Here is a 25,591-nt window from a genome sequence, read left to right as displayed (position 1 = left end):
AAGTCTTATATAAGATATAAGACATTTGCTTGCGTCCCCCTGTTCCCTCTACAATTCGGCCAACAACCCTTCTTCCAACCCGACTTTGAGCAGGCCTCACATGCTGGATAATTACCGCCAACACGTTGCCGAACGCGCGGCTCTGGGGATCCCCCCGCTGCCCCTTACGGCCAAACAAACCGCTGAACTGATTGAACTGCTCAAGAACCCGCCCGCAGGCGAAGAGCAGAACCTGGTCGAGCTGCTGACCCACCGCGTGCCGGCTGGCGTGGACGACGCCGCCAAAGTCAAGGCGTCCTACCTGGCCGCCGTGGCGCTGGGCAAGGAAGCTTGTGCGCTGATCAGCCGCGCCAAGGCGACTGAACTGCTCGGCACGATGCTGGGCGGCTACAACATTGGCCCGCTGGTCGACCTGCTGGACGACGCTGAAATCGGCACCATCGCCGCCGATGCGCTGAAGAAAACCCTGTTGATGTTCGACGCCTTCCATGACGTGAAGGAAAAGGCCGACCGCGGCAACGCCAACGCCAAGTCCGTGATGCAGAGCTGGGCCGACGCCGAATGGTTCACCAGCCGTCCGGAACTGCCGCAAAGCCTGACCATCACGGTCTTCAAGGTCCCCGGCGAAACCAACACCGACGACCTGTCGCCGGCTCCCGACGCCACCACCCGTCCCGACATCCCGATGCACGCCCTGGCGATGCTGAAGAACAAGCGCGACGGCGCCGCGTTCCAACCGGAAGAAGACGGCAAGCGCGGTCCGGTCAAGTTCATCGAATCCCTGAAGGAAAAAGGCCACCTGGTCGCCTACGTGGGTGACGTGGTCGGCACGGGTTCGTCGCGCAAGTCCGCCACCAACTCGGTGCTGTGGTTCACCGGCGAAGACATCCCGTTCGTGCCGAACAAGCGATTCGGCGGCGTGTGCCTGGGCAACAAGATTGCCCCGATCTTCTACAACACCATGGAAGACGCCGGCGCCCTGCCGATCGAACTCGACGTTTCCAAGATGGAAATGGGCGACGTGGTCGAATTGCGTCCGTACGAAGGCAAGGCGATCAAGAACGGCGAAGTCATCGCTGAATTCGAAGTCAAGTCCGACGTCCTGTTCGACGAAGTGCGCGCCGGCGGCCGCATTCCGCTGATCATCGGCCGCGGCCTGACCGCCAAGGCACGCGAAGCCCTGGGCCTGGCGCCTTCGACGCTGTTCCGCCTGCCCAAGGATCCGGCCGATACCGGCAAGGGTTACACGCTGGCCCAGAAGATGGTCGGCCGCGCCTGCGGCCTGCCCGAAGGCAAGGGCATCCGTCCGGGCACCTACTGCGAACCGAAGATGACCTCGGTCGGCAGCCAGGACACCACTGGCCCCATGACCCGCGACGAGCTGAAGGACCTGGCCTGCCTGGGCTTCTCGGCTGACCTGGTGATGCAGTCGTTCTGCCACACCGCCGCCTACCCCAAGCCCGTGGACGTCAAGACGCACCACACCCTGCCGGAATTCATCAGCACCCGCGGCGGCGTTTCGCTGCGCCCGGGCGACGGCGTGATCCACTCGTGGCTGAACCGCATGCTGCTGCCCGACACCGTCGGCACCGGCGGCGACTCGCACACCCGCTTCCCCATCGGCATCTCGTTCCCGGCCGGCTCCGGCCTGGTCGCCTTTGCCGCCGCCACCGGCGTGATGCCGCTGGATATGCCGGAATCGGTGTTGGTCCGCTTCAAGGGCAAGCTGCAACCCGGCGTGACCCTGCGCGATCTGGTCAACGCGATCCCGCTGTACGCCATCAAGCAAGGCCTGCTGACGGTTGCCAAGCAAGGCAAGAAGAACATCTTCTCCGGCCGCATCCTGGAAATCGAAGGCCTGCCGGACCTGAAGGTCGAACAAGCCTTTGAACTGTCGGACGCTTCCGCCGAACGTTCGGCCGCCGGCTGCTCGGTGCGCCTGAACAAGGAACCGATCATCGAATACATCAACAGCAACATCGTGATGCTGAAGTGGATGATCGCCAACGGCTACGAAGACGAGCGCACGCTGGGCCGCCGCATCAAGGCCATGGAAGCCTGGCTGGCCGATCCCAAGCTGCTGGAGCCGGACGCCGACGCCGAGTACGCCGCCGTGATCGAGATCGATCTGGCCGACGTGCACGAGCCCATCGTCGCCTGCCCGAACGACCCGGACGACGTGAAGACGCTGTCCGAAGTCGCTGGCGCCAAGATCGATGAAGTGTTCATCGGCAGCTGCATGACCAACATCGGCCACTTCCGCGCGGCTTCCAAGCTGCTGGAAGGCAAGCGCGACATCCCGGTCAAGCTGTGGGTCGCTCCGCCGACCAAGATGGACGCCACGCAATTGACCGAGGAAGGCCACTACGGCGTGTTCGGCACCGCCGGCGCCCGCACGGAAATGCCGGGCTGCTCGCTGTGCATGGGCAACCAGGCGCAAGTGCGCGAAGGCGCGACCGTCATGTCGACCAGCACCCGCAACTTCCCGAACCGCCTGGGCAAGAACACCAACGTTTACCTGGGTTCGGCCGAACTGGCCGCCATCTGCTCGAAGCTGGGCCGCATCCCGACCAAGGACGAGTACATGGCCGACATGGGCGTCATCAACAAGAGCGGCGACCAGATCTACCAGTACCTGAACTTCGACAAGATCGCGGACTACAAGGACGTGGCCGACGTCATCGAAGTCTAAGCATCAGGCAACGCAGCTACGCTGCATAGCCCGCGAGACGGCCCCGGAGCGATCCGGGGCCGTTTTTCTTTCATGCCGTAAAAATTTCAGGGACGGAACTTTTTGCGCGATACGTTTTCATACAATCGCGCTACCTTGTGACATCTGCCCTCACCGCTCGCCCGATCTCCGGAGGAAGACCGCCAATGACCCGGCTTTTGCTGCCGCCGCTGCTATTGCTGGCGCTCGCCGGCTGCGCCACCGCGCCGCCATCGAACCCCGAGAACATCTGCGCCATCTTTCGCGAAAAGCCCGACTGGCACGATGCCGCTCTGAAGGTGCAGAAAAAATGGGGCGCGCCGGTTCCGGTGCCGATGGCCATGATGTACCAGGAGTCCTCTTTCAAACAGGACGCGGTGCCCCCTAGATACTACTTCCTGGGCTTCATCCCCTGGGGCCGCGTCAGCTCCGCCTATGGCTACGCCCAGGCCAAGGATGAAACCTGGGACGACTACAAAAAGGACGCGGGCGGCTGGGGCTCCAGCCGCGACGACTTCGCCGATGCGCTGGATTTCATGGGCTGGTACATGAACAAGACCCAGCGCATCAACGGCGTGTCCAAGTCCGATGCCTACGGGCAGTACCTGAACTACCACGAAGGCTGGACCGGCTACCGCAACCGCAGCTACGACCGCAAGGCCTGGCTCAAGACTGTGTCTCAGAAAGTGCAGGCACGGGCCCAGAAGTTCGCCTCGCAGTACAAGAGCTGCGAGAGCGACCTTACGCGCGGCGGCTGGTTCTGGTGAGCGCCGCCTGAACTCAGAAGTCCATGCTCGCGCTGAGCAGGAAGGTACGCGGCCCCCCCAGCACCAGATAGCCGTTGCCGGGATACCCGCCCACCGAGGACCAATAGTTGCGGTTGGCGATGTTGTCCACGCGGGCTCGCAAGGTCACGACATGGCCGTCCACGTCCATCATGTAGCGCAGGCCTGCGTCGAAACGGGTCCAACCGGGCACCTTGAGCGTGTTGGCGTCATCCGCATAGGAAGATCCGGTATAGACCACGCGGCCGTCCACGGCCAGGCCGGGCACGCCGGGGATATCCCATTCCACGCCCATGTTGGCCTGGAAGCGCGGCACGCCGATCACGCGGTTGCCGTCGATGGACGGATTGCCGGTGGAACGCTGCTTGGCGTCCAGCCAGGTCAGGCCGCCCAGCAGGCGCACGCTATTGATGGGTTCGCCGTACATCGTCAGCTCCACGCCCTGGTGGCGGTCCTTGCCGGAGGTCGTGAGCTCGTTGGCGGCGTTGTACATGGCTCGCGGCTTGTCCGTGGAGAACAGGGCCAGTCCGGCCCCGAGTCCATCCCCCTCGTACTTGGCGCCGATTTCCTTCTGTTTGGAGACAAAGGGCGGCAGGCTCTGGCCGGCATTGGGCACCGGTTTGCCGCCGGCGACGGCGGGCGCGGTCGGGCCCGCAACCAGGGCTTCGATGTAGTTCGCGTACAAGGACACGCTGGGCGCAACCTTGATGACGAGCCCTGCCGCAGGCGAATTGTGGCTGGCGTCGTAGGCGCCGTTTTCCTTGCCCGTGTTGTAGGCGTAATCACGCTGCGACAGCCGCTGATGGCGGATGCCGGCAGTCAGCAGCACCTTGTCATCCAGGAACGACAGCGTATCGCCGATGGCGTAGCTGCTCAGGCGGGTACGGCCTTGCAACGCCGGATCGTCCAGATCGTTGCCGCGCAGGGCGGTGGCGCTGAACGGCGGCTTGTCATAGGAAATGGGATCGTAGATGTTGGTGGGATAGGTGTTCTGCCAATCCATCACATAGGCATTTTTCTTCTTCAGGTCGAAGAAGGACGCCGACACGACGAACTCGTGGCCCACGGGACCGGTGCGCACCTTGCCGCGCAGGCCCAACTCGCCCGTGTTGACGCTATCCTCGCGGGTATTGTCGAAGCGGTAGAAAGTGCCGTCGCCCGTGCTGCCATTGGTCAGCGTGACGTTGCCCAGCGAATTCGCTTCATCGCTGCGGCGCATGCCGAAGGCGGCATAGGCGGTCAGCTTGTCGCTGAAGTCGTGCTCAGCGCGCAGGGTGCCGAAGACGTCGCGCTCGTTCGAATAGGACCAGGGCTGCGCGTAGTTGGAGCTGGCGTCCGGCGCGTCCGGCACCGAGGTCACGCCGGCGCCCAGCGTCACGTTGGGACGCGCGCGCTTGAGCTTGTTTTCCTGCCAGCCGATGTCCGCGGACAAGCGGGTGTCGGCCGAGCGCCAGTCCAGGCCCAACGAGACCAGGCTGGTGCGGGAATGTTCATCGTCGATGGCCGTATCGCCGCTGCGCTGCGCCGCGTTGAGCCGGATGCCAGTGCTGTCGCCGGGACCGAAGCGGCGGGCGATGTCGGTGGACAACTGGAATTGCCCGCCGCTGGAGACGCCGGTGGTCACCCGGGTCAACGGTTCATTCGGCGCGCGCTTGGGCACCAGGTTGATCACCCCGCCGATGCCGCCCCCGCCGGGCGCGGCGCCCGTCAGGAAGGTCGACGCGCCGCGCAGCACTTCCACGCGCTCGAACAGTTCGGTGGCAATGTACTGGCGCGGCAGCAGGCTGTAGAGGCCGTTGTAGGCCACGTCGTCCGAGCCCAGGATGAAGCCGCGCATGAAATACGACTCCTGGAAGTTGCCGAAACCGCGCGCCACGCGCACGCCCGGGTCGTTCTGCAGCACGTCCCCCACGCTGCGGGCTTGCCGGTCCTGGATCAGTTCATTGGTGTAGCTGGTGATGCTGAACGGCGTGTCCATCAGGTCCTGCGTGCCCAGCAGGCCAACGCGTCCGCCGCGGGCGACCTGCCCGCCGGCAAAGGGTTCGGCCAGGCCGCCGGCCGAGGCGTCAGCGCTGGCCTCGACTTTGATGGCGTCCATCGAAACGACAGACCCGCCCTGATCGGACGGCGTCTGGGCATGGGCAACGGGGAAATAGCACGGCACGGCCGCGGCCATGCAGGCAAGGGTTCGGATTTTCATGTCGGGAAGATCAGAGGCAGGTATGCAAAATCCCGATGGGGTCACGCGCGCACTAGAGGACTACGGATGCGTCTGGAATGCCGGAAGGCGGAGCCCTGCCGGGCCGGCTGCACCAAGGGGGGCTAGGAAAGTTGAGCGACCGATTTTAAGGCAAACGGAATCATTCTCATTTATGTTACTTTTTGTTTGAAAATGTCTGTTGCCTGGGCACCACACAGCGGCCGCTTGCGGCCCCCCCCTTGCCCGCCGCGCGATCAGTTGCCGGCCACTGCGCGCGGATCGTAATCGGCAGTTGCCATGGGTTCCAAGGGATACAGCGGGCGCGCACGCCGGCGGAACTCGAACAGCGACCAATCGGAACTGGTCACCCCGGGGCTGTCGCACTCGACCAGAGCCTGGGAGATCGGGACGAATACGGGGCGACAGTACATACGCGATTTCACCAACACGAAGCGCGCCCCGGCCGGCTCCAGCCCCAGGCTTTGGAATACGCCCAGATCCCAGGGCTCGTGGGTCTGCTCGGTCAGCACGAGTTGGGCGGCGCCGATATCCAGTACCGCGCTGCGGCCCATGCAGGCCAGCTGTCCGGTGTAGGTCGGACCCGTGATCACGTATTCGCCATTGCTCAACGCGCGCACGGTGCCGCGCAAGGTAACGGGTTGCGCGGCACGGCCGATCTCGTCGATTGCCCGTTTGTTGCCGACCGGCAGTTCCACCGTGGCGCCGATGCCGGCGCGGGTCAATTCGGCGACCGCCTCGGGATCGCAATACAGGCCGGCCTGGATGCCTTCCAGGCCGGCGTCCAACGCCGCCATCAGCACGTCCAGCGTGTCGCAGGTGCCGCCGCTCATGCAGTTGTCGCCGTGGTCCAGCAGCAGAACGGGCTTGCTGGCGCCCTCGGCCAAGGCCTTGGCGCGCGCCAGCGACGCGGCCAGCGGTTCGCTGTCGTAGAAGAATCCGTCGCGCTGCGCCCAGATCAGCGCGGCGATCTCGCCTGCCACGCGTTCCGCCTCGGCGCGGTCTCCGTCGGCGACCGCCACCACGCTGACGCAGGGATGGGGAATGTCGGCCAGGCCGAACCCCGCCAGCACCGACACGCCCAACGCGCCCTCGGCCTCGGCGCGACGCGCCGCTTCGACCGCGGCGCGCATGGCCCCTTCGGCCGTGTTGCTGCGCAGGGAATGCGACACCAACGGCAGCCGGCGCCACGCCATGACAGGCTTGCACATGCCGTCGATGCCGGCATACAGCAACCTGCCGGCATGCTCGCCCGTTTCGTACATATCGATGTGCGGGTAGGTCTTGAAGCTGATGATGACGTCGGCGTTGTCCATCATCTTTTGCGTGACGTTGCCGTGCAGGTCCAGCGCCACCGCGATCGGCGCGCCGGGTGCTGCGATCCGCAGCCGCTCCAGCAGATCGCCCTCGCCGTCGTCGGTCGTCTCCACCGCCATGGCGCCATGCAGGTCCAGCAGGATGACATCGCAGCCTGGCGCCGCAGCCACGATACGGTCGCATAACTCGGCGTAGGCTTGCCCGTCGACGCGGCCGCTCGGGTAGGCAGTCGCCGAGACCGGCGTAACGAGCTCGGCGCCACGCGCCTCCGTCAGGTCAATGAATGCCGACATCGCGGTGCGCTTGCCCTTGTTCTCTTCATAGGCCGCGGCATCGTAGGCCGGGCCGCCGTTGCCGAAAGCGGAGAGCGGCGTGGGCACCGGCGAGAAGGTGTTGGTCTCGTGATTCAGCCTCGCAATCAGCACTTTCATTGCGCGCTCCCTTGCGGAAACTGGATGCGACCGCAGCAGCGCAGCATGGCGTGCAGCAGCACGTTGCAGCCGGCCTCCAGGTGCTCGGGTTGCGCGTCCTCGATTTCATTGTGGCTGATGCCATCCTTGCATGGCACGAAGATCATGGAGGTAGGCGCCACCCGCGCCATGTAGACCGCGTCATGGCCTGCGCCGCTGATTACGTCCAGAGACTCCAGGCCCAGCGTGCGCGCGCCGTCGCGGATCGCCTGCACCAGGCGGGGTTCGAAAGGCTGCGGCGGAAAATACACCACCTCCTGACTTTCGATCTGGATGCGGCCCGGCTGGGCCAGTTCGCCGCAGGCGCGCGCGAAGGCCGCGGCCATGCTGTCCAGCGTGGCGTCGTCGGCCGCGCGCAGGTCCACGGTGAGCGCCACGCGGCCCGGAATTACATTGCGCGAGTTCGGAAAGCTGTCAATGCAGCCGACCGTGCCACGGCCGTGCGGCGCATGCTCCAACGCGATCCGGTTGACCTCCAGCACCAGCCTGGACGCAGTCAGCAAGGCGTCGCGACGCAGTTCCATGGGTGTAGGTCCGGCATGCGCCTCCTGGCCGGTGATCGTGACGTTGTACCAACGCTGCCCCAGGGCGCCCTGCACCGCGCCGATGGTAATGCCCCGATCCTCCAGGATGGGGCCTTGCTCGATGTGCGCCTCGAAGTAGGCGCTGACGCCAGCGGGACGGGCGGGCTCCGGACCGGCATAGCCGATGGTATTCAGCGCCTCGCCTACGCTGACGCCGTCGCGGTCCCGGGCAGCCAGCGCCGTCTCCAGCGTGAAGGCGCCGGCGTACACGCCTGAGCCCATCATCACGGGAACGAAGCGCGAGCCCTCCTCGTTGGTCCATACCACCACCTCCAGCGGCGCTTCGGTGGCGATGCCGCGCTCATGCAAGGTGCGCAGGACTTCAATGCCGGCAAGCACACCATAATTGCCGTCGAACTTGCCGCCGGTAGGCTGGGTATCGATATGGCTACCGGTCATCACAGCGGGCAGGTCATCCCGTAGCCCCGGACGGCGCATGAAGATGTTGCCTATGGCGTCCACGCGCACGCTGCAGCCGAGCTCGCGGGCCCAGGCGCAGACCAGGTCGCGGCCCTGCCGGTCCAGGTCGCTCAGCGCCAAGCGGCACACACCGCCCTTGTCGGTGGCACCGATGCGCGCCAGCTCCATCAACGAATTCCAGAGACGGCTGCCGTCGATGCGGATGCCGCTAACGGCCTCCAAAGTGTTCATTTCCATGGATGTTTCCTTGCGATGCATGCTTCAAGTACGGGCGCCGGCAAGCTTTCGGGCCGGTGCAGCCTGAGAGGCGTCTTGCCCAGCCCCTAGACGCCCACGCCCAGATAACGGTCCTTCACGTTTTCGTCGGCCACGAAGTCGGCGTTGCTGCCTTCATAGACGATGGCCCCCTGTTCGATGATGAAATGACGGTCGGCCAGTTGGGTGCACACTTCCAGGTTCTGCTCCACCAGCAAGATCGTGACGCCCGCCTGTTTGATCGACTTTATCTGCGACACGATCTCCTCGACGATCACCGGCGCCAGTCCTTCGACCGGTTCATCCAGCATCAGCACGCGCGGATGGTTCATAAGCGCGCGCCCGATCGCCAGCATCTGCTGTTCGCCGCCGGAGAGCTGGCCGCCGCCGTTCTTGCGGCGCTCTTTCAGGCGGGGAAAAATGCGGTAGATGTCCTCGAGCTGCCAGGGCGAATCGCGGCGCATGCCCAACTTCAGGTTTTCCTCGACCGTCAGCAGCTTGAAGATGCCCCGGTGCTCGGGCACCAGGCAGATTCCCATGGACGCGATCTTGTGGGCCGGCAGCCCGGCGACGTCACGGCCGCCATACCGCACCGCCCCGCCCTTGGGTGCGATCACGCCGGCGATGGTCTTGAGCGTGGTCGATTTGCCGGCGCCATTGCGCCCCAGCAGTGTCACCACCTGGCCTTGCGGCAGCTGCAGCGACACGCCTTGCAGGATGTGGCTCTTGCCGTAGTAGCTGTGTACGGCGTCAACGTGCAGGATCATGCCCGGCCTCCCGTGATCATGTTGCCCAGGTACGCGGCGCGGACGCGTTCGTCGTTGCGGATCGCGTGGGGCGTGCCTTCGACCAGCACGCGGCCTTGCTGCATCACCGTGATCGTGTCGGAGATGTCCATCACAATGTTCATGTTGTGCTCGATCAGCACCACCGTGTGGTCGTCGCGCAGGCTGCGGATCAAACGCTTCATTTCCTCCAGGTCGTCGACCCCCATGCCGGACGTGGGTTCATCCAGGAAGATGGCGCGCGGCTTGGCGGCCAGCGCCATGCCCACTTCCAGCCGCCGCTGCTGGCCGTGCGACAGCGCGCCCGCCGTCACCTCGGCCAACCGCGATAAACCTAAGCGTTCCAGCGCGGCGTCGACAACCTCGCGCTGCGCCCGCGCGCCAGTGGGCGGATGCCAGCAGTCGAACGCGCCGGCGCGATGCGCGCCCTGCGCCGCCAGCCGCAGGTTTTCCCGCACCGACAGGTTGGCAAACAGGCTGGTGACCTGGAAGGAGCGCGCAATGCCACGCTGCACGCGCTGGAAATCGGCCTCCTGGGTCACGTCCTGTCCGTCGAATACGATGTTGCCCTCGCTGGTGCGCAGGGTGCCTGTCAGGATGTGGAACAGCGTGGTCTTGCCGGCGCCGTTCGGGCCGATGACGGAATGCACGGTGCGCGGCCGCACCTGCAGGTCCACGCCATGCAGAGCCACGAATTTTCCGAAGCGCTTGACGATGCCGCTAGCCTGCAGCAGCGGCGCGGAAGTTGCGGGGTTCATGCGCTGCCCTCCTTGGTGGCGGCCGGCTCCGACCCGGCGGGCCGGCGCCGCAACGCCAGCCAGATGCGGACTCCCAACCCCCACAGCCCTTTCTGCATGAACAGGCTCACCGCGATCAGCAGGAAGCCCAGCAGCATCAGCCAGCGCGGCCACAAGGTGGAGAGCCAATCGGCGAACAGCACGTAGAAGGCCGCGCCCAGCACCGACGCAAACAGGTTGCCGGTGCCGCCAATGACCGTCATGACCAGGATCATCTCGCTGCTGTGGTATTCAATGCTGGACAGCGGCGCAATGCCGGTCATCATGGCCAGAAAGGCGCCGGCCAGCGCAGTGACGGCGCCGGAGATGGCGAAGGCCGACAACTTGAAGAGGCGCACGTTGTAACCCACCGCCATGGCGCGCGCCTCGTTATCGCGTATTGCCAGCAAGGTGCGACCGAAGACCGAGTTGGTCACGCGCAGCAGCAGCCAGAACACCGCCATGAAACACACCGCCACGAACGCGTAGAACTGCCAGGGGGTGGCCAGCGACATAAGTTCCATGCCCGCCACCGAAAGCGGAGGACGCGGCACATCCAGCAGGCCGTTGTCGCCGCCCGTCAGCTCGGGCAGGCTGTATGCCAGGAAGTAGAACATCTGCGCGAATGCCAGCGTCAGCATCACGAAATACGTGCCCCGTTGGCGTATCGCGAACCAGCCCACCAGCGTGGCGCCCAGCGCGCCCACCACCATCGCCGCAAGCAGCGCCAGCGGCATGGGCAGGCCGGTACGTGTCAGCAGGATGCCGACGGCGTAGCTGCCCAGCCCAAAGAAAATACCCTGGCCGAAGGACAGCAGGCCGGTGAATCCCAGCAGCAGGTTGCAGCCCAGGACGGCAAGGGAATAGATCAGCACTTCGGTGGCCAGCGAACCCGACTGCATGCACAGCGGCAGCAACAGGACCACGGCCAGCGCCAGCAGCAATTGCGCGTGCGATTTCAAGCCCGTCATCATCCTCTCCCCATCAGGCCGTGGGGACGCAGCAGCAGCACCGCCGCCATCGCCACATAGATCATCAGCCGCGCGCCTTCCGGCCACAGGGTGCTCATCACACTCTGCACCACGCCGATCAGCAGGCCGCCGACGAGCGCGCCGAAGAAGCTGCCCATCCCGCCCACCACCACGATGACGAACGCAATGCCCAGCGCCTCGATCCCCATGAAGGGTTCCACGCCACGGATCGGCGCGGCCAGCACCCCGGCCAGCGCGGCGGTCGCCGCGCCCAGCGCAAACACCAGGCTGAACATGCGGAACACGTTGATGCCCAGCATCGACACCATTTCGGTCGATTCGCTGCCGGCGCGCACCGCGCTGCCGAGCCGGGTCCCTTCCAGCACGTACCAGAGCAGCAGCGAGAAGACGGCAGTGAAACCGATCACGAACAAGCGGTACTTGGGGTAGATGAAGCTGCCCCACATGACCACGCCCTGCAAGGCGGACGGCGCTGCGACGTTGTCGCCTATCGGCCCCCAGATCACGATGACCAGTTCCTGGAGCACCAGCGCCAGGCCCACGGTGATCAGGATGTGGAACTCGTGCGCCTGTTCGTAAACGTGGCGCAACAGCACCTTTTCGACGACCCAGGCGCCTGCGCCCACCAGCAGCGGCACGATGGCCAGGGCCAGCCAGAAGTTCAGGCCCCACTGGATGGCCTGAAAACAGAAGTAGGCGCCCAGCAGATAGAACGCCCCGTGGGCGAAGTTAACGAAGCGCAACAGACCGAAGACGATGGACAGGCCGACTGCCAGGAGGAAGTACAGCATGCCTACCCCGATCCCATTGATGATCTGGAGGAGATAGACGTTCATTGGAATGCCCGGTGGAGGAAACGAAAGGCCGCGGGCGCGCCGGCCGCGGACGTGGCACGCCCGCGGCTGAGCGCCTCAAGGGCGCGCTACAGCTTGCAGCCGGTTTCCGCGGGCGGCAGGAAGGAGCGGCCGCTATGCACGATCTCGGCATAGTCGTCCTTGTCCTTCATGTCCTTCTTGGCGCGGCCCTTGAGCAGGTAATAGTTCTTCAGGACCTGGTGGTCTTCCTTGCGGATTTCCTCCCGGCCCGTCAGGCCTTCATAGCTCAGGCCCTCCATGACCGCTATCACCTTGGCCGGATCGGCGCTGCCTGCCTTGACGATGGCGTCCAGCATGATGCGGGTACAGATATAGGAGCCCGCGAGGCTGTAATTCGGGTTGGCGCGCGTCTTGTCCTTGGACAACTGCACCAGCTCCTTGTTAAGCGGCGAATCGATGCCGTGCCAGTACTGGGCGCCGAAGTACACGCCTTCGCACAGATCGGCGCCCAGTCCCTCGAACTGTTCCAGGCCCGAGGCCCAGGCCACCAGGATCGTGCAGTTCTGCTTCATGCCGAAGCTCACCGCCTGGCGCAGCGTATCCGAGGACTGCGAACCGAAGTTCAGGATCAGCAGCACGTCCGGCTTGGCGGCCATGGCGTTGGTGAGATAGCCGCTGAATTCCTTTTCGGTCAGCGAGTGGTAGCTGTTGCCCACGTGCTCGATGCCTTTTTCCTTGAAGATGGCCTTGGCTGCGCTGAGCAAGCCATCCCCGAACACGTACTGCGGCGTAATGGTGTACCAGCGCTTGGCGTTGGGCAGCTTTTCCAGCAAGGGACGCACGGTCTGCTCGATGGCGCCAAAGGTGGGCACCGACCAGCGGAAGGTAGCCCGGTTGCAGTCCTTGCCAGTGATTTCATCGGCGCCTGCCGTGGTGATGAAGACCCCGCCGGCGCGTTCCACTTCCTTGCCCATGGCCAGCGCCTCCGACGACAGGATGCCGCCGGCAAAGAACTTGACGCCCTTCTGTTGCGAGACTTCCTGCACCTTGCGCACCGCCGTGGCCGGCTTGCCTTCAGTGTCCAGCACGGTGTAGGCCAGCGGCCGGTCCAGCGCGCGGCCGTACTGCTCCAGCGCCAGTTTCATGCCGAGGTCGGCGTATTTGCCGTTGGCGGCAAAAGCGCCGGACATGGGCACAGGGCACCCGAACTGGATCGCATCGGCTTGCGCCAGCGCGGACCTGGCGGTCCATAGTGATCCGGGCACAGCGCCTAGCGCGGCTAATTTCAGCAGGTTGCGGCGATTCAAGATGGTTCTCCCTGGCTGCCGCTGGCGGTGCCGCGGCATATTGACGATGTCGAGCGCGCACCATGCGCGTCCCCATTCCGACTCTGTCTGCTCCAAGCTCCCGTGCCAGGATTGCCGCCGCGCGTGCGTGCTCGCAAGTCCTGGCGCCTCATGCCTATACTGCGACTACCATCCTATTTATCATGATAAATAGGATTATTATCATGATCAGTTTGGCGAGCCGGCTCTGTCAATAGCGGGCGCATCAGGTATAACCCGGGGTCCGCGCAGAACCACGGGGCAGGCGCCCCGCACACCACGCAGTAACGGAGGAACGCAATGGCGTTCAACAGTCACGACCTACAAGCCGCGGGCGCGTCGAGTCCGCCCAAGCGCAGCGACCTGGTCGCCGAGGAAATCAAGCGGCTGATCACCGCCAAGAACCTGTTGCCGGGCGACAAGCTGCCGCGCGAGAGCGAACTGCAAAGCATGTTCTCGGTCAGCAAGAGCACGATGCGCGAAGCCCTCAAGTCGCTGGAGGTACAAGGGCTGGTGAAGGTCAGCACCGGCCCGGGCGGCGGCGGCACGGTGGTGGAGGTGCCGCTGGATCGCACCTTCCAGCTGATGCAGAACTACCTGTTTTTCAAGGAAGTGCGGATCGAGGACATCTACCAGGTGCGCAAGCTGCTGGAGCCCGAACTCGCGGCCAGTGCCGTGCCCTTCCTGACGGACGCGCATTTCGCCGCGCTGGAACAGAACATCGCCTGCTGCGATCCGTCCGCCGAGCATGTCGAGGACCCGCTGGCGCAGCGCCAGGAGGAAATGAATTTCCACGACATCTTCGCGGCGGCCTGCCCCAATCCGTTCCTGCGCTTCAGCTGCGAAATGACCAACGAAATGATCCGGCAGCTCACTGTGTTCGACAACGAGATGCCCTTGGCCGAGCAGCAGCGCTTTGGCAGCGCCAACACGGGCTTTCACCGCAAGATCCTGGCGGCGGCGCGCGAGCGCGACGTCGAGAAAGTGCGCGCCCTGATGAGCGAGCACATGCAGGACGCCATGCGCTCGGTCAAGCGCATGCACGGCAAGCTGGAAGGCAGGCTGATCCTGGACTCGGAGATGTCGCGGCGCAACGTCACGCGCAACGCGCGCCGCGGCAGCCGCAAAAAGGCCTGAGGGCGCGGCGCCCTTGCGGCAGGATGGCGCGCCCGTCCTCCTCAGTCCAGCTTGATGGCGTTGGCCTTGATCACCTCGCCCCAGCGCTGGCGGTCTTCCTGCACATAGGCATCGATATCGGCCTGGCCGCGCGGCGCCTGGATCACCAGGCCCAGCGGCTCGAAGCGGCCGCGAAAGGCCGGATCCTTCAACACCTTGTCCACCGCTTCCCGCAGACGCTGCGCCTCGGCCTGCGGCACGGCGCTGGGCACGGCCACGCCAAACCAGGTGGCCGCGCGGAATCCCGGGAAACCGCTTTCCGCCACGGTCGGCACATCGGGCAGCACGGCCAGCCGCTCGCTGGTCGTGACGGCCAGCGCCTTGATCTTGCGCTCCCGCACCAGCGGCAGCGAGGTGCTGACCACGTCCACCATCAGCTGCGTGTCGTTGCCCATCAACGAGGTCAGCGCGGGCGCGCTGCCGTTATACGGGATGTGCGCCACGTCCATGCCGGTGCGCGATTTCAACAGTTCGGTCGCCAACTGCAACGGATTGCCTATGCCCACCGAGGCATAGTTCAGCTTGCCGGGCCGCGCCTTGGCATAGCCAACGAACTCGGCCAGCGTGGCGGCCGGCACCTCGTTGTTGGCAACCACCACCAGCGGCAGTTCGGCGACAATGCCGAGCACGCGGAAATCGCGCGCCGCGTCGTAGGCGATGCGCTGATAGAGCATGGGATTGAGCACCATGCTGGCGTTGCTGGCAAGCAAGAGCGTGTAGCCATCGGGCGCGGATCGCGCCACCTGCGTGGCGGCAATCATGGTGTTGGCCCCTGGCTTGTTCTCTACCACCACGGGTTGCCCAAGATCGCGCGACAGGCCTTCGGCCAGCATCCGCGACAACTGGTCGGCGGACCCGCCGGGGGTATAGGGCACGACCAGCTTGACGGGCTTGTCCGGAAAGGATGCCAGCGCGGCGCAAGGGCCGGCGAGCGCGAAGATCGCCGCGGCCGCGATGCGACGCAGCCTGTATGTCAGTCTGTATGTCATTGCTTGTCTCCCGAGCTATCCAGCTCTTGTAATCGCGGCATTGCGCCGCTGTCTGCTATACCTTGCGCTGGCGCCCCGCCCAGAATTCTGCGCGCAGCCTGCGCTTGGCAATCTTGCCGTTATCGTCGCGCGGCAACTCCGGGCACAGGCGCAGATCACGCGGGACCTTGTAGCGCGCGATCCGCTCCGCCAGCCATTGCGTCATTTCCAAGGGGTCGGGCGACGCGCCCGCCGCGGGCTGCACCAGTGCCATCAGGCGCTCTCCGTACTCATCATCCGGAACGCCAAACACCGCGCAATCCGCGACGCCCGGGTACTGCATGAGTTGATGCTCGACCTCGGCGGGATAAATGTTCACGCCGCCCGAGATCACCAGGTCCGACTCCCGGTCGCACACATACAGATAGCCGTCCGCATCCAGATAGCCCAGGTCTCCCAGGCCGATCAGTCCGTCCTTCTCCACCGCGGCACGGGCGTCTGGGTTATTGCGGTATGTGAAGTCCGCGTAGGCCGGCTGGCGCACGTGGATCCGTCCGACCTCGTCCGTCTCGCAGAGTGTGCCGTCTTCGCGATAGATCCTTACCTGCGCGCCGCCGATGGGGCGGCCGGCGCTGCCCGGACGGGCAAGCGCCTCCCGCGAATCGATGACCGTCACCATGCCGGCCTCGCTCGATGCATAGGTTTCATGCACGACGGGCCCCAGCCATTCGATCATGGCGCGCTTGATCTCGGGCGCGCAGGGCGCCCCGGTCGATGCGACAAAGCGCAGCGACGACAGGTCATGCGCAGCGCGCGTGGCGGCATCCAGTTTCAACATGCGTACATACATGATGGGCACCAGGTAGACCGTGTCGATGCGGTGCGCTTCTATGAGGCGCAGGACCTCGACGGGATCGAACCTGTCGGTCAGGACAAAGGTTTCGCAGACCCGCAGGGCCACCTGCGCAAACACGCTGGGCGCGCTGTGATAGATCGGCGCGGGCAGCAACGCGCGGCATCCCGGACGCAGGCCATAGGCCGCCTCCACCACGGCCTCAACCTGCTCCAGATGCCTTGCCAGATGCTCCAGCGGGAATGGCGCGCGTACCACGCCCTTGGGCCTGCCCGTCGTGCCGGAGGTATAAGCCATGTGGCCGCGCGGCGCCACGCGCGGTCCGTCATAGGGACGCTGGCGGTCGCGCCAGGCGTCGTAGTCCTCCGCTTCTGACCGCGCCGCGCCGGGGCCGGCCAGCAGCACAGGCAGCCCGGGAGGCAACGTGTCGCGCAGCGGCAGCCACAGGTCGGTATTGGCAATCAGCAATCGGGCGCCGCTGTCCTCGATCAGGAAGGCCACCTCCGCCGCGGTGAAATGCCAGTTGATCGGGCAGTAGTAGCAGCCCAGCCGTTTGCAGGCCTGGATGATTTCAAGATAGGGCAAACCGTTGCGCAGCAAGACGGCGATCACGTCGCCTTCCCGCACGCCGCGCGCGGCCAAGCCGGCGGCGACCTGCTCGCCGCGCGCGGTCAGCGCCGCGCCCGACAGACTCTGGCCGCCCGCATGGATATTGCTGCCGGTCATGCGCCCCCCGTGCTGCGCAGCGCCTTGTCCTGCGCCGTGCGCGCTTCGATCGCCTGGCGCGCGGCGGCCCAGTCCGCATCGCTCCATTCGGCGTACTGCTTGAAATAGGCGCCGTTGGCCAGATAGTCGCCGCCATCCAGCGCAATGGTCTGGCCGTTGATCCAGTCGTAGCCCGGACTCAGCAGAAAGGCCGCCAGTTCACCGATGTCGTGCCCGGTGCCCAGGCGCCGCATGGGGTTCTGCTGGGCCTGCGCATCTGCGCCTGTGTCCTTGGGCCGCAGCCGCGCGCTGGCCCCTTCGGTCGGAATCACGCCTGGCGCGATGGCATTCAGGCGTATGCCGTGGCGGCCCCATTCGATGGCCAGCGATTTGGTCATGGCGTCTATGCCGGCCTTGGACATTGCCGACGGGACCACGAAGGGCGAACCGGTCCAGACCCAGGTCACAACAATGGACAGCACCGCGCCGCTGCGGCCCTCCGCGATCCAGCGCTTGCCCACGGCCTGGGTGGTAAAGAAGGTGCCGCGAAACACGGTATCGGCGATGGCATTGAAGCCGCGCGGCGACAGTTTCTCCGTGGGGCTGATGAAGTTGCCCGCGGCATTGTTGATCAAGCCCGTCAGAGCCCCGCGATCCGTCCAGATGGCCTGGACTGCGGCGTCCACGGCCTCGGCGTCGCGGATATCCACCGCCTGCACGTGGACTTCGGCGCCATGGCGTTCGCGCAAGCCGGCGGCGGCCTCCTCCAGCACGGCCGCGCGGCGCCCCCACAGATGCAACGACGCGCCCAGGGACGCCAGCCGTTCGGCCATGGCATGGCCCAGGCCGGTGCCGCCACCGGTGACGAGAATGCGCTGACCGCGGAACAGGTCCCCGCGGAACATGGTTTGGGGGGGACTTGCGGTAAGCGGGGTTTGCGGCATGGCCTGGTCTCCTGTTTATTGACGATCAGAATATCAATGAGCGCCATTCCGCGACAATCCCGCGCTTTGCGTAAACTATGTTTCCTCACAGTCAACAATAAGACTGCCCATGCCCACCCTGCCCGCGCTGGACCTCAACCTGATCCAGCTGTTCGTCACCATCGTCGACGCCGGCACCTTGAGCGAGGCTGCGCTGCGCCACGGCGTCACCCGCTCGCACGTAAGCCGCAATCTGCAAAAGCTCGAGCGCGCCTTCGGTGCCCAGCTCATCCGGCGCAGCACCCGGCGTCTGGAACTGACGCAACAGGGTTCGGTGCTTTATGAGCACGGCGCGCGCATGGCGCGCGAGGTCGAGTCCGCCCGCCACGCCCTGCAGAAGCTCGGCTCCGAGCCTACGGGCCACGTCCGCCTGAGCATTCCTACCGGCCTGGGAGAACTGGACACCTTGCGCCCGCTGCTGGTGAGCTTCGCCCTGCGGCATCCCTCGCTGACCTTGCGCGTGCTGTTCTCCAATCGGGTAAGCGACCTGATCTCGTCGGAAATCGATGTGGCGTTGCGGGTAATGAGCACCCCGCCCCAAGACTACGTAGCGCGCGCGCTCGGCGATGTGAAATGGGTGCTTTGCGCGGCGCCGGCCTATCTGGCGCAGTTCGGCCAGCCGGCCCATCCGCGCGACCTCGTCCGCCTGCATTTCCTGGGCCCGCCAGACCCCAGGCCCCAAGTCACGCTACGCCTGCGCCGCAAAGACCAGCAGCACGAGGCCAAGCTCGCGCCGCGGCTGCAATCGGAGTACTTCCCGTTTCTGGCGCAGGCCGCCCGCGCCGGCGCGGGCGTGGCGCTGCTGCCAGCCTATGTGGTGCATGAAGACATCGCCGCCGGACGGCTGACGCCGGTGCTGCCCGCCTATCAGGCCATGGGACCGGGCGAAAAGCTCTTCATCCTCACCACGCCCACCCCCTATCCATCGACCGCACAGCGCGCGGTGGTCGATTTCCTGCGCACCGAAGTGCCCGCGCTGTTGCGCGGCCTTCTTGAGTAGATTTCCCGCTCGGCCGCAACATCGGCGTAGGACTTTCTTGATAAAAGAGGCTTGCGAGTCGCGCGCGCCTCGGCCAGAGTATCGGGTGAGGCCGACGGCCGCCCGCCACATTACCGGACGGGAACTTTGACGGCCCGGCCAAGTCTTATATAAGATATAAGACATACGGCCGCACACGCGCGAGTCTCACATAGAATGACAAATGCGCAAAAACGCCAGAAAATGCCGGCTTCAGCCGGGCAAAACCACGGAGTCCATCATGCCGCACAACACCCTCGACACCCTCAAGAATTTCAAGATCGGCAATAAATCCTGTCAGTACTATTCGCTGCCGGCACTGGGCAAGTCCCTCGGCATCGACGTGCAGCGGCTCCCGGTTTCGATCCGCATTGTGCTGGAATCCGTGCTGCGCAACTGCGATGGCAAGAAGGTGACCGAAGAACACGTCAGGCAGCTGGCCAACTGGCAGGCCAACGCCAAGCGTGAAGACGAAATTCCTTTCGTGGTGGCCCGTGTGGTGCTGCAGGACTTCACCGGCGTGCCGCTGCTGGCCGACATCGCCGCCATGCGTTCCGTGGCGGATAAGATGGGCAAGAGCCCCAAGAGCATCGAGCCGCTGGTGCCGGTGGACCTGGTGGTGGACCACTCGGTCATGATCGACTACTTCGGCACCAAGAATGCGCTGGACCTGAACATGAAGCTGGAGTTCAAGCGTAACCAGGAACGCTACCAGTTCATGAAGTGGGGCATGCAGGCGTTCGACACCTTCGGCGTCGTGCCTCCGGGCTTCGGCATCGTTCACCAGGTCAACCTGGAATACCTGGCGCGCGGCGTGCACCAGGACAAAAAGAACAACGTCTATTACCCCGACTCTCTGGTAGGCACCGACAGCCATACCACCATGATCAACGGCATTGGCGTGGTGGGCTGGGGCGTAGGCGGCATCGAGGCCGAGGCCGGCATGCTGGGCCAGCCCGTCTATTTCCTGACCCCCGACGTGGTCGGCGTGGAACTCAAGGGCAAGCTGCGCGGCGGCGTCACCGCCACTGACCTGGTGCTGACCATCACCGAAATGCTGCGCCGCGAGAAGGTGGTTGGAAAATTCGTCGAATTCTGCGGCGAAGGCACCGCCAGCCTGTCCGTGGCCGAACGCGCCACCATCGGCAACATGGCGCCGGAATATGGCGCCACCATGGGTTTCTTCCCGGTCGACGATCGCACCATCGACTACTTCCGCGGCACCGGCCGCACTGAAGAAGAAATCGCCGCCTTCGAGGCCTACTTCAAAGCCCAGAAGATGTTCGGCGTGCCCAATGCCTCCGACATCAACTTCACCAAGCTGCTGACGCTGGACCTGTCCACCGTGGCACCATCCCTGGCGGGCCCGAAGCGTCCGCAAGACCGCATCGAAATCGGCAACGTCAAGAATACCTTCATCGACCTGTTCTCCAAGCCCATCGCCGAGAACGGCTTCAACCAGCCCGCCGAAAAGCTGGACCAGACCTACACCACCAGCGCCGGCACCAAGGTCAAGAACGGCGACGTCCTGATCGCAGCCATCACGTCCTGCACCAACACGTCCAACCCCAGCGTGCTGCTGGCGGCGGGCCTGCTGGCCAAGAAGGCCGTGGAAGCCGGCATGACGGTGCCCAAGCACATCAAGACCTCGCTGGCTCCCGGATCCCGCGTGGTCACCGAGTACCTGACCAAGACGGGTCTGCTGCCCTATCTGGAAAAGCTGGGTTTCGACGTGGCCGCCTACGGCTGCACGACCTGCATCGGCAACGCCGGCGACCTGACCCCGGACCTGAACGAAGCCATCATCGGCAACGACCTGATCTGCTCGGCCGTGCTCTCCGGCAACCGGAACTTCGAGGCCCGCATCCACCCGAACATCAAGGCCAACTTCCTGGCCTCGCCCCCGTTGGTCGTGGCCTACGCCCTGGCCGGCACGGTCACGCGCGACCTCATGACCGAGCCCGTCGGCCGCGGCAAGAACGGCGACGTATGGCTGGGCGACATCTGGCCGACCACCGAGGAAGTCGAATCGCTGCTGAAGTACGCGCTGGATCCCAAGGCATTCGAGGCCAACTACGGCCAGGTCAAGAGCAACCCGGGCAAGCTCTGGGAGAACATCAAGGGCGTCACGGGTGACACGTACAACTGGCCTGATTCCACCTACATCGCCGAACCGCCCTTCTTCGAGGGCTTCGGCATGACGCCGGGCGCAATGCCGACGGTCAAGGGCGCGCGCGCGCTGGGCGTGTTCGGCGACTCGGTCACCACCGACCACATCTCGCCGGCCGGCTCCATCAAGGAAACCTCGCCCGCAGGCAAGTGGCTGAAAGAAAACGGCGTCATGAAGGCCGACTTCAACAGCTACGGCTCGCGCCGCGGCAACCACGAGATCATGATGCGCGGCACCTTCGCCAACGTGCGCATCAAGAACCTCATGATCCCGGCGCTGCCGGACGGCAGCCGTTTCGAAGGCGGCGACACCCTGTTCCAACCCACCGGCGAACAGATGTCCATCTATGACGCGGCCATGAAGTACGTCGCGGCCGGCACGCCCACCGTTGTTTTCGGTGGCGAAGAGTACGGCACCGGCTCGTCGCGCGACTGGGCGGCCAAAGGCACCCAACTGCTGGGCGTGAAGGCCGTGATCACCCGCAGCTTCGAACGTATCCACCGCAGCAACCTGGTCGGCATGGGCGTGCTGCCCCTGCAATTCAAGGGCGCTGACAGCGTGCAGTCGCTGGGTATCACGGGCGAGGAAACCTATGACATTTCCGGCCTGGAAAACGGCATCAAGCCGATGCAGGACGTGACGCTGACGATCACCCGCAAGGACGGTTCGAAGCAGGATGTCACGGTGCTGCTGCGCATCGACACCCCGATCGAAGTCGACTATTACCAGCACGGCGGCATTCTGCCCTTCGTGCTGCGCCAGCTGCTGGCTGCCTGATCCCTCGGGAACAAAACAATGGCCCGGGAACCGCAAGGTTCCCGGGCCATTTCCTTTGCATGCGCGAGAACGCGGCGCCCGCGCGCCGCGATCAGTCCGCGAACTCGTAGGCGTCCATCGCCAGCGCGCCGTACGACACCTCGTCGTTCAGGCGCCGAAAACCGGCTCCGCCCGCCCCCAGCGCAACGTACAGCGGCATGAGGTGATCGTCATGCGGGTGGGCCTGCGCCGCGCCCGGTGCCTGGGCCTGCCAGTCCAGCAGCGCTGGCAGGTCGTGATCGCCCAGCTTCTCCGCGTACCACTGCTGGAAAGCCGGCACGTAAGGCAGCGCGGGCGCGTCCTGCGGCATCCGCACGTGGCGCAGATTGTGAGTCAGCGAACCCGAGCCGATGACCAGGATGTCCTCATCCCGCAGCCGGGCCAGCGCGCGGCCCAGTTCCAACTGTCCGGCGGCGTCGCGCCCCATGTCCAGCGACAGTTGCACCACCGGTACATCCGCCTCCGGGTAGAGATAGCGCAGCGGCACCCAGGCGCCGTGGTCCAGCGGGCGGCGGGGGTCGAGATCGGCGGCAATGCCCGACTCCGCCAGCAAGGCCTGCACCCGCGCCGCCAGGGAGGGCGAACCGGGCGCCGTGTACTGCAATTGGTAGAGTTCCGGCGGAAAACCGCCAAAATCGTGCCACGCAACCTGGCGATCACGCGTGGACAATGCCAAGCCCTCGCCCATCCAGTGCGGCGACACCACCAGGATGCCCTTGGGCTTGCGGCCCTGCGCGGCGCTCCAGGCGGCAAGCGCGGGGCCGGTCAGGCCGGGCTCGACGGCGAGCATGGGAGATCCATGGGAAACGAAAAGCGTAGGCCAGCGCATGGCGATGCCTCCTGATGTTGAGTCCATGGCTGTATTTTCCGTGGTTTCGTCTCAGCAATAAACCACCCATATCGGCATTATCTGTTGCCAAATCGAGAACAATGCGCCGCTACCGCGGTAGAGGCGGGCTGCGTACGAGGCTTCGCGCTACGAAGCGCGCCGGGCGTTAAACTACACAGTTGCACACTTACTGGACGCTCCCCGAAGTTATGGCCCGATCCCGCAGCCAATCCACTCCCCGCCTCACCCGTGACGCCGCCCGCCTGGTGGCGCTTGCCCAGGCGCTCAACCGCTCGGGCAGCCGCCTCGAAGACGTGTTCTGGGAGAATCAGCTTGGCGAAGCGATTCCAAAGCTGCTGAAAGGCGGGCAGGATGCCCCCCTGGAAGCCGCCCTGGACCACCTCGCCCAGAGCGACGTGGGCGCTTACGAGATCCTGATCGAACAGGCCGAGACCCTGTCCGAATCGATGAAGATCGAGAAAAATGGCGTCCGGTACGACGTTTTGCTGGTCGTGGCGCCCATCGTTGCCTGGACTCGCTACGCCATCCCCACCGGCCCGATCGCCGCGCCTGCGCAACAGGCGCTGATGGCGCAGTTGCATGGTCATGTGCTGTCCAGCAAGGCGCGTAGCGCGCTGATGCCGATGCTGGTCAGCGTGGACCAGATGCCGCGCACCTTCTCCGAAACCTGGCAATGGCTGCAGCGCCTGGGCACCCAGGCGCTGGGCGCCGAAACCGCCAAGCCCGCGCTGAACACCGAGGTCGAGACGGCCAACATGCTGGCCGACACGCGCTACATCGTGGCCGCTGTCGCGGTGCCGGAAGGCGAGCCGATCTTCCGCTGGCAGGAACAATTGGGCGAAGCCGATGCCAGCCGCGATGCCAGCCAGGAGCAATGGGCGGCGCAGGCCCAGCCCACGCTGGCCAATCTGCTGCCCGGCTGCGGTTTCGAAGCCCTGCTGCCTGACGCCTACTATGTCAGCAACCGCGAGGCCGACCGCCGGGTGCGCCCGCTGTCGCTGCGCGCGGCGGTCAGCTGGCTCGAAGGCGCGGTCAGCCTCGAGGCCTCTCAGCTGCGGGCCGTGGTGGCCGGCTGCGGTGAAAGCCGCATCGACGAATACCGCATCGGCTTCACGGCGCGCAGCAGCAACGATGTCTACTACGGCTGCGTCTGGCCCCTCTACGGACGCGAAGAAGACCTGCCGGCCGACGAAGGCCAGCCCGACGTCGTCGACGAAATTGCGGCGCTGCTCAAGGAATATGGGGTCACCGAAGTGCGCCGCATTCCCGGCGTGCTGCCGCCCGAGTACTGCGAAGACTGCGGCGCGCCCTATTTCCCGAATCCGCTGGGCGAACTGGTGCATGCCGAACTGCCCGAGGATGCCGAAGCCTCGCCCGCCAAGTTCCACTAGGCTGCCATGCAAGCCGACATCTTCTGCCGGGTCGTCGACAATTACGGCGACATCGGCGTTTGCTGGCGGCTGGCGCGCCGGCTGGCGCATGGCCGCGGCTGGGACGTGCGCTTGTGGGTCGATGACCTGACCAGCTTCGCCCGCATCCAGCCGGGCATCGTCCCGGGCTTGCCGCGCCAGCAACTGGCCGGCATCGACATCGTGCACTGGTCCGACTCTCCGGACCCGGCGCTCGCCGCCCGCGACGTCGTGATCGAGGCCTTCGCCTGCGATCCCCCCGCGCCGTTCCTGGACAGCATGCGGCGCGCGCATCCGGCCTGGATCAATCTGGAGTACCTGAGCGCCGAATCCTGGGTGGAAAGCTGCCACGGGCTGCCGTCGCAGCGCCCGGACGGGCTGGTGAAACACTTTTTCTTCCCCGGCTTCACCAACGCCACCGGCGGTCTGCTGCGCGAACCCGGCCTGTCCGCCGAGCGGGACGCCCTGCAGGCCTCTCCGCAAGACCAGGAAGTCTTTCTGCGCTCGCTGGGCGTGGCGCCCGAGCTGCTCTCGCGCCGCCGCGCGGGCGCGCGTACCGTGTCCTTGTTTTGCTATCCCGCGGCGCCGGTGCCGGCACTGGCCGAAGCGCTCGCGGCCGACCCACGCCCCAGCGTGCTGCTGGCCCCCGAAGGAGTGGCTCCCGGCCTGGAAGCTGCCTGCGCGGCGCGGGGCGCGCCCATGGTGGCCCGTCTGCCCTTCGTAGCACAGCCTGATTTCGACCGCCTGCTCTGGTGTTGCGACCTCAATTTCGTGCGCGGCGAGGACTCCTTTGTCCGAGCCGCCTGGGCCGCGCGCCCCCTCGTCTGGCAAATCTATCCCCAGGAGGAGAACGTGCACCTGGAAAAACTGGAAGCCTGGCTGGCCCGCTATCCGGCCCCGGAAACCGCCCACGCCTTGATCCGGGCCTGGAATCAATCCGGCACAGGCCAAACCGCATCCGCGCTGTCGGCCGCGCTAGCGCCTGCCGCCTGGGAGAACTGGACCGCCGCCGCGATGGCATGGGATGCGAGCCAGGCCGGGCTACCGGACCTTGCCGAAAATTTGGCTGATTTTTGCGCAGACTTGGCCAAGAAACGTTAGAATAGAGAGTTTTCCGAGCGCCCTGTATCTGTCGGGCCTCAACTATGACGCCTCCCGGGGTGTGCACGAAGCCGCTAGATCCAGGTGCGG

General features: G+C 65.3%; 19 protein-coding genes. 7 read left to right on the top strand and 12 right to left on the bottom strand.

Features of this window, described 5'->3' with window-relative positions; all coding sequences use genetic code 11:
* Positions 1-100 precede the first annotated feature (100 nt).
* Both acnB and VCS63_RS19850 read left to right on the top strand, forming a co-directional pair.
* Complete coding sequence (gene acnB / locus VCS63_RS19855) at positions 101-2,692, top strand: bifunctional aconitate hydratase 2/2-methylisocitrate dehydratase (RefSeq protein WP_042794391.1); 2,592 nt, start codon at positions 101-103, stop codon at positions 2,690-2,692.
* 185 nt (positions 2,693-2,877) lie between these two features.
* Complete coding sequence (locus VCS63_RS19850; protein ID WP_042794392.1) at positions 2,878-3,477, top strand: lipoprotein; 600 nt, start codon at positions 2,878-2,880, stop codon at positions 3,475-3,477.
* A gap of 13 nt (positions 3,478-3,490) precedes the next feature.
* On the opposite strand, the gene VCS63_RS19845 is transcribed toward VCS63_RS19850, so the two are convergent.
* The 8 genes from VCS63_RS19845 to VCS63_RS19810 all read right to left on the bottom strand — a co-directional run bounded on the left by VCS63_RS19845 (position 3,491) and on the right by VCS63_RS19810 (position 13,434).
* A complete protein-coding gene (locus VCS63_RS19845) occupies positions 3,491-5,695 on the bottom strand; it encodes a TonB-dependent receptor (RefSeq protein ID WP_175199395.1) in 2,205 nt (734 codons plus the stop codon).
* Positions 5,696-5,949: 254 nt separating this feature from the next.
* Entirely contained in the window at positions 5,950-7,461 is a 1,512-nt protein-coding gene (locus tag VCS63_RS19840) for a M81 family metallopeptidase (RefSeq protein WP_323880809.1), read from the bottom strand.
* Positions 7,458-8,741 carry a Zn-dependent hydrolase gene (locus VCS63_RS19835; protein ID WP_323880807.1) on the bottom strand — a complete coding sequence of 428 codons (1,284 nt, stop codon included), beginning with the start codon at positions 8,739-8,741 and terminating at the stop codon, positions 7,458-7,460. Before VCS63_RS19835 ends, VCS63_RS19840 begins: the two co-directional genes overlap by 4 nt.
* 86 nt (positions 8,742-8,827) lie before the next feature.
* Positions 8,828-9,526, bottom strand: coding sequence for an ABC transporter ATP-binding protein (locus tag VCS63_RS19830; RefSeq protein WP_042794395.1), 699 nt, complete (start codon positions 9,524-9,526; stop codon positions 8,828-8,830).
* The gene (locus VCS63_RS19825; protein WP_042794396.1) at positions 9,523-10,302 is read right to left on the bottom strand and encodes an ABC transporter ATP-binding protein; all 780 of its coding nucleotides are present in this window, start codon (positions 10,300-10,302) and stop codon (positions 9,523-9,525) included. Before VCS63_RS19825 ends, VCS63_RS19830 begins: the two co-directional genes overlap by 4 nt.
* Entirely contained in the window at positions 10,299-11,291 is a 993-nt protein-coding gene (locus VCS63_RS19820; RefSeq protein ID WP_042794397.1) for a branched-chain amino acid ABC transporter permease, read from the bottom strand. The genes VCS63_RS19825 and VCS63_RS19820 overlap by 4 nt, the downstream gene beginning before the upstream one ends.
* The gene (locus tag VCS63_RS19815; protein WP_042794398.1) at positions 11,291-12,148 is read right to left on the bottom strand and encodes a branched-chain amino acid ABC transporter permease; all 858 of its coding nucleotides are present in this window, start codon (positions 12,146-12,148) and stop codon (positions 11,291-11,293) included. The genes VCS63_RS19820 and VCS63_RS19815 overlap by 1 nt, the downstream gene beginning before the upstream one ends.
* An 86-nt stretch (positions 12,149-12,234) precedes the next feature.
* Positions 12,235-13,434: an ABC transporter substrate-binding protein gene (locus VCS63_RS19810; protein WP_042794399.1), complete on the bottom strand. Its 1,200-nt coding sequence runs from the start codon at positions 13,432-13,434 to the stop codon at positions 12,235-12,237.
* A 318-nt stretch (positions 13,435-13,752) separates the two neighbouring features.
* Here VCS63_RS19810 and VCS63_RS19805 point away from each other — a divergent pair, with 318 nt between their 5' ends.
* Entirely contained in the window at positions 13,753-14,589 is an 837-nt protein-coding gene (locus tag VCS63_RS19805; protein WP_042794400.1) for a FadR/GntR family transcriptional regulator, read from the top strand.
* A 41-nt stretch (positions 14,590-14,630) separates the two neighbouring features.
* On the opposite strand, the gene VCS63_RS19800 is transcribed toward VCS63_RS19805, so the two are convergent.
* From VCS63_RS19800 to VCS63_RS19790, 3 genes are read right to left on the bottom strand one after another with little or no spacing between them, the layout of a single operon-like run.
* Positions 14,631-15,617 carry a Bug family tripartite tricarboxylate transporter substrate binding protein gene (locus VCS63_RS19800; RefSeq protein ID WP_042794401.1) on the bottom strand — a complete coding sequence of 329 codons (987 nt, stop codon included), beginning with the start codon at positions 15,615-15,617 and terminating at the stop codon, positions 14,631-14,633.
* 55 nt (positions 15,618-15,672) lie between these two features.
* Positions 15,673-17,175, bottom strand: a complete 1,503-nt coding sequence (locus VCS63_RS19795; protein ID WP_238913520.1) for an AMP-binding protein — start codon at positions 17,173-17,175, stop codon at positions 15,673-15,675.
* Entirely contained in the window at positions 17,172-18,059 is an 888-nt protein-coding gene (locus VCS63_RS19790) for an SDR family oxidoreductase (RefSeq protein WP_253637840.1), read from the bottom strand. The genes VCS63_RS19795 and VCS63_RS19790 overlap by 4 nt, the downstream gene beginning before the upstream one ends.
* Positions 18,060-18,207: 148 nt before the next feature.
* On the opposite strand from VCS63_RS19790, the gene VCS63_RS19785 reads away from it, so the two are divergent.
* Both VCS63_RS19785 and acnA read left to right on the top strand, forming a co-directional pair.
* Positions 18,208-19,137 (top strand): LysR family transcriptional regulator, encoded by a 930-nt coding sequence (locus tag VCS63_RS19785; protein ID WP_082884642.1) that lies wholly within the window; start codon positions 18,208-18,210, stop codon positions 19,135-19,137.
* Between the two features lie 259 nt (positions 19,138-19,396).
* Positions 19,397-22,102, top strand: coding sequence for an aconitate hydratase AcnA (acnA, locus tag VCS63_RS19780; protein WP_063641169.1), 2,706 nt, complete (start codon positions 19,397-19,399; stop codon positions 22,100-22,102).
* Positions 22,103-22,193: 91 nt separating this feature from the next.
* Here acnA and VCS63_RS19775 read toward each other — a convergent pair whose 3' ends face one another.
* Positions 22,194-22,970: a DODA-type extradiol aromatic ring-opening family dioxygenase gene (locus VCS63_RS19775; RefSeq protein ID WP_175201432.1), complete on the bottom strand. Its 777-nt coding sequence runs from the start codon at positions 22,968-22,970 to the stop codon at positions 22,194-22,196.
* A 209-nt stretch (positions 22,971-23,179) separates the two neighbouring features.
* Between VCS63_RS19775 and VCS63_RS19770 the strand changes: the two genes are divergently transcribed.
* Both VCS63_RS19770 and earP read left to right on the top strand, forming a co-directional pair.
* Positions 23,180-24,382, top strand: a complete 1,203-nt coding sequence (locus VCS63_RS19770; protein WP_042794405.1) for a DUF2863 family protein — start codon at positions 23,180-23,182, stop codon at positions 24,380-24,382.
* A gap of 6 nt (positions 24,383-24,388) precedes the next feature.
* On the top strand, positions 24,389-25,501 hold the full coding sequence (earP, locus tag VCS63_RS19765; protein WP_323880803.1) for an elongation factor P maturation arginine rhamnosyltransferase EarP: 1,113 nt from the start codon (positions 24,389-24,391) through the stop codon (positions 25,499-25,501).
* Positions 25,502-25,591 lie beyond the last annotated feature (90 nt).

This window comes from Achromobacter sp. D10 (assembly GCF_035282245.1).
In the GTDB taxonomy this organism is placed as follows: domain Bacteria; phylum Pseudomonadota; class Gammaproteobacteria; order Burkholderiales; family Burkholderiaceae_B; genus Achromobacter; species Achromobacter insolitus.
This window is presented reverse-complemented; position numbering and strand designations above follow the sequence as displayed.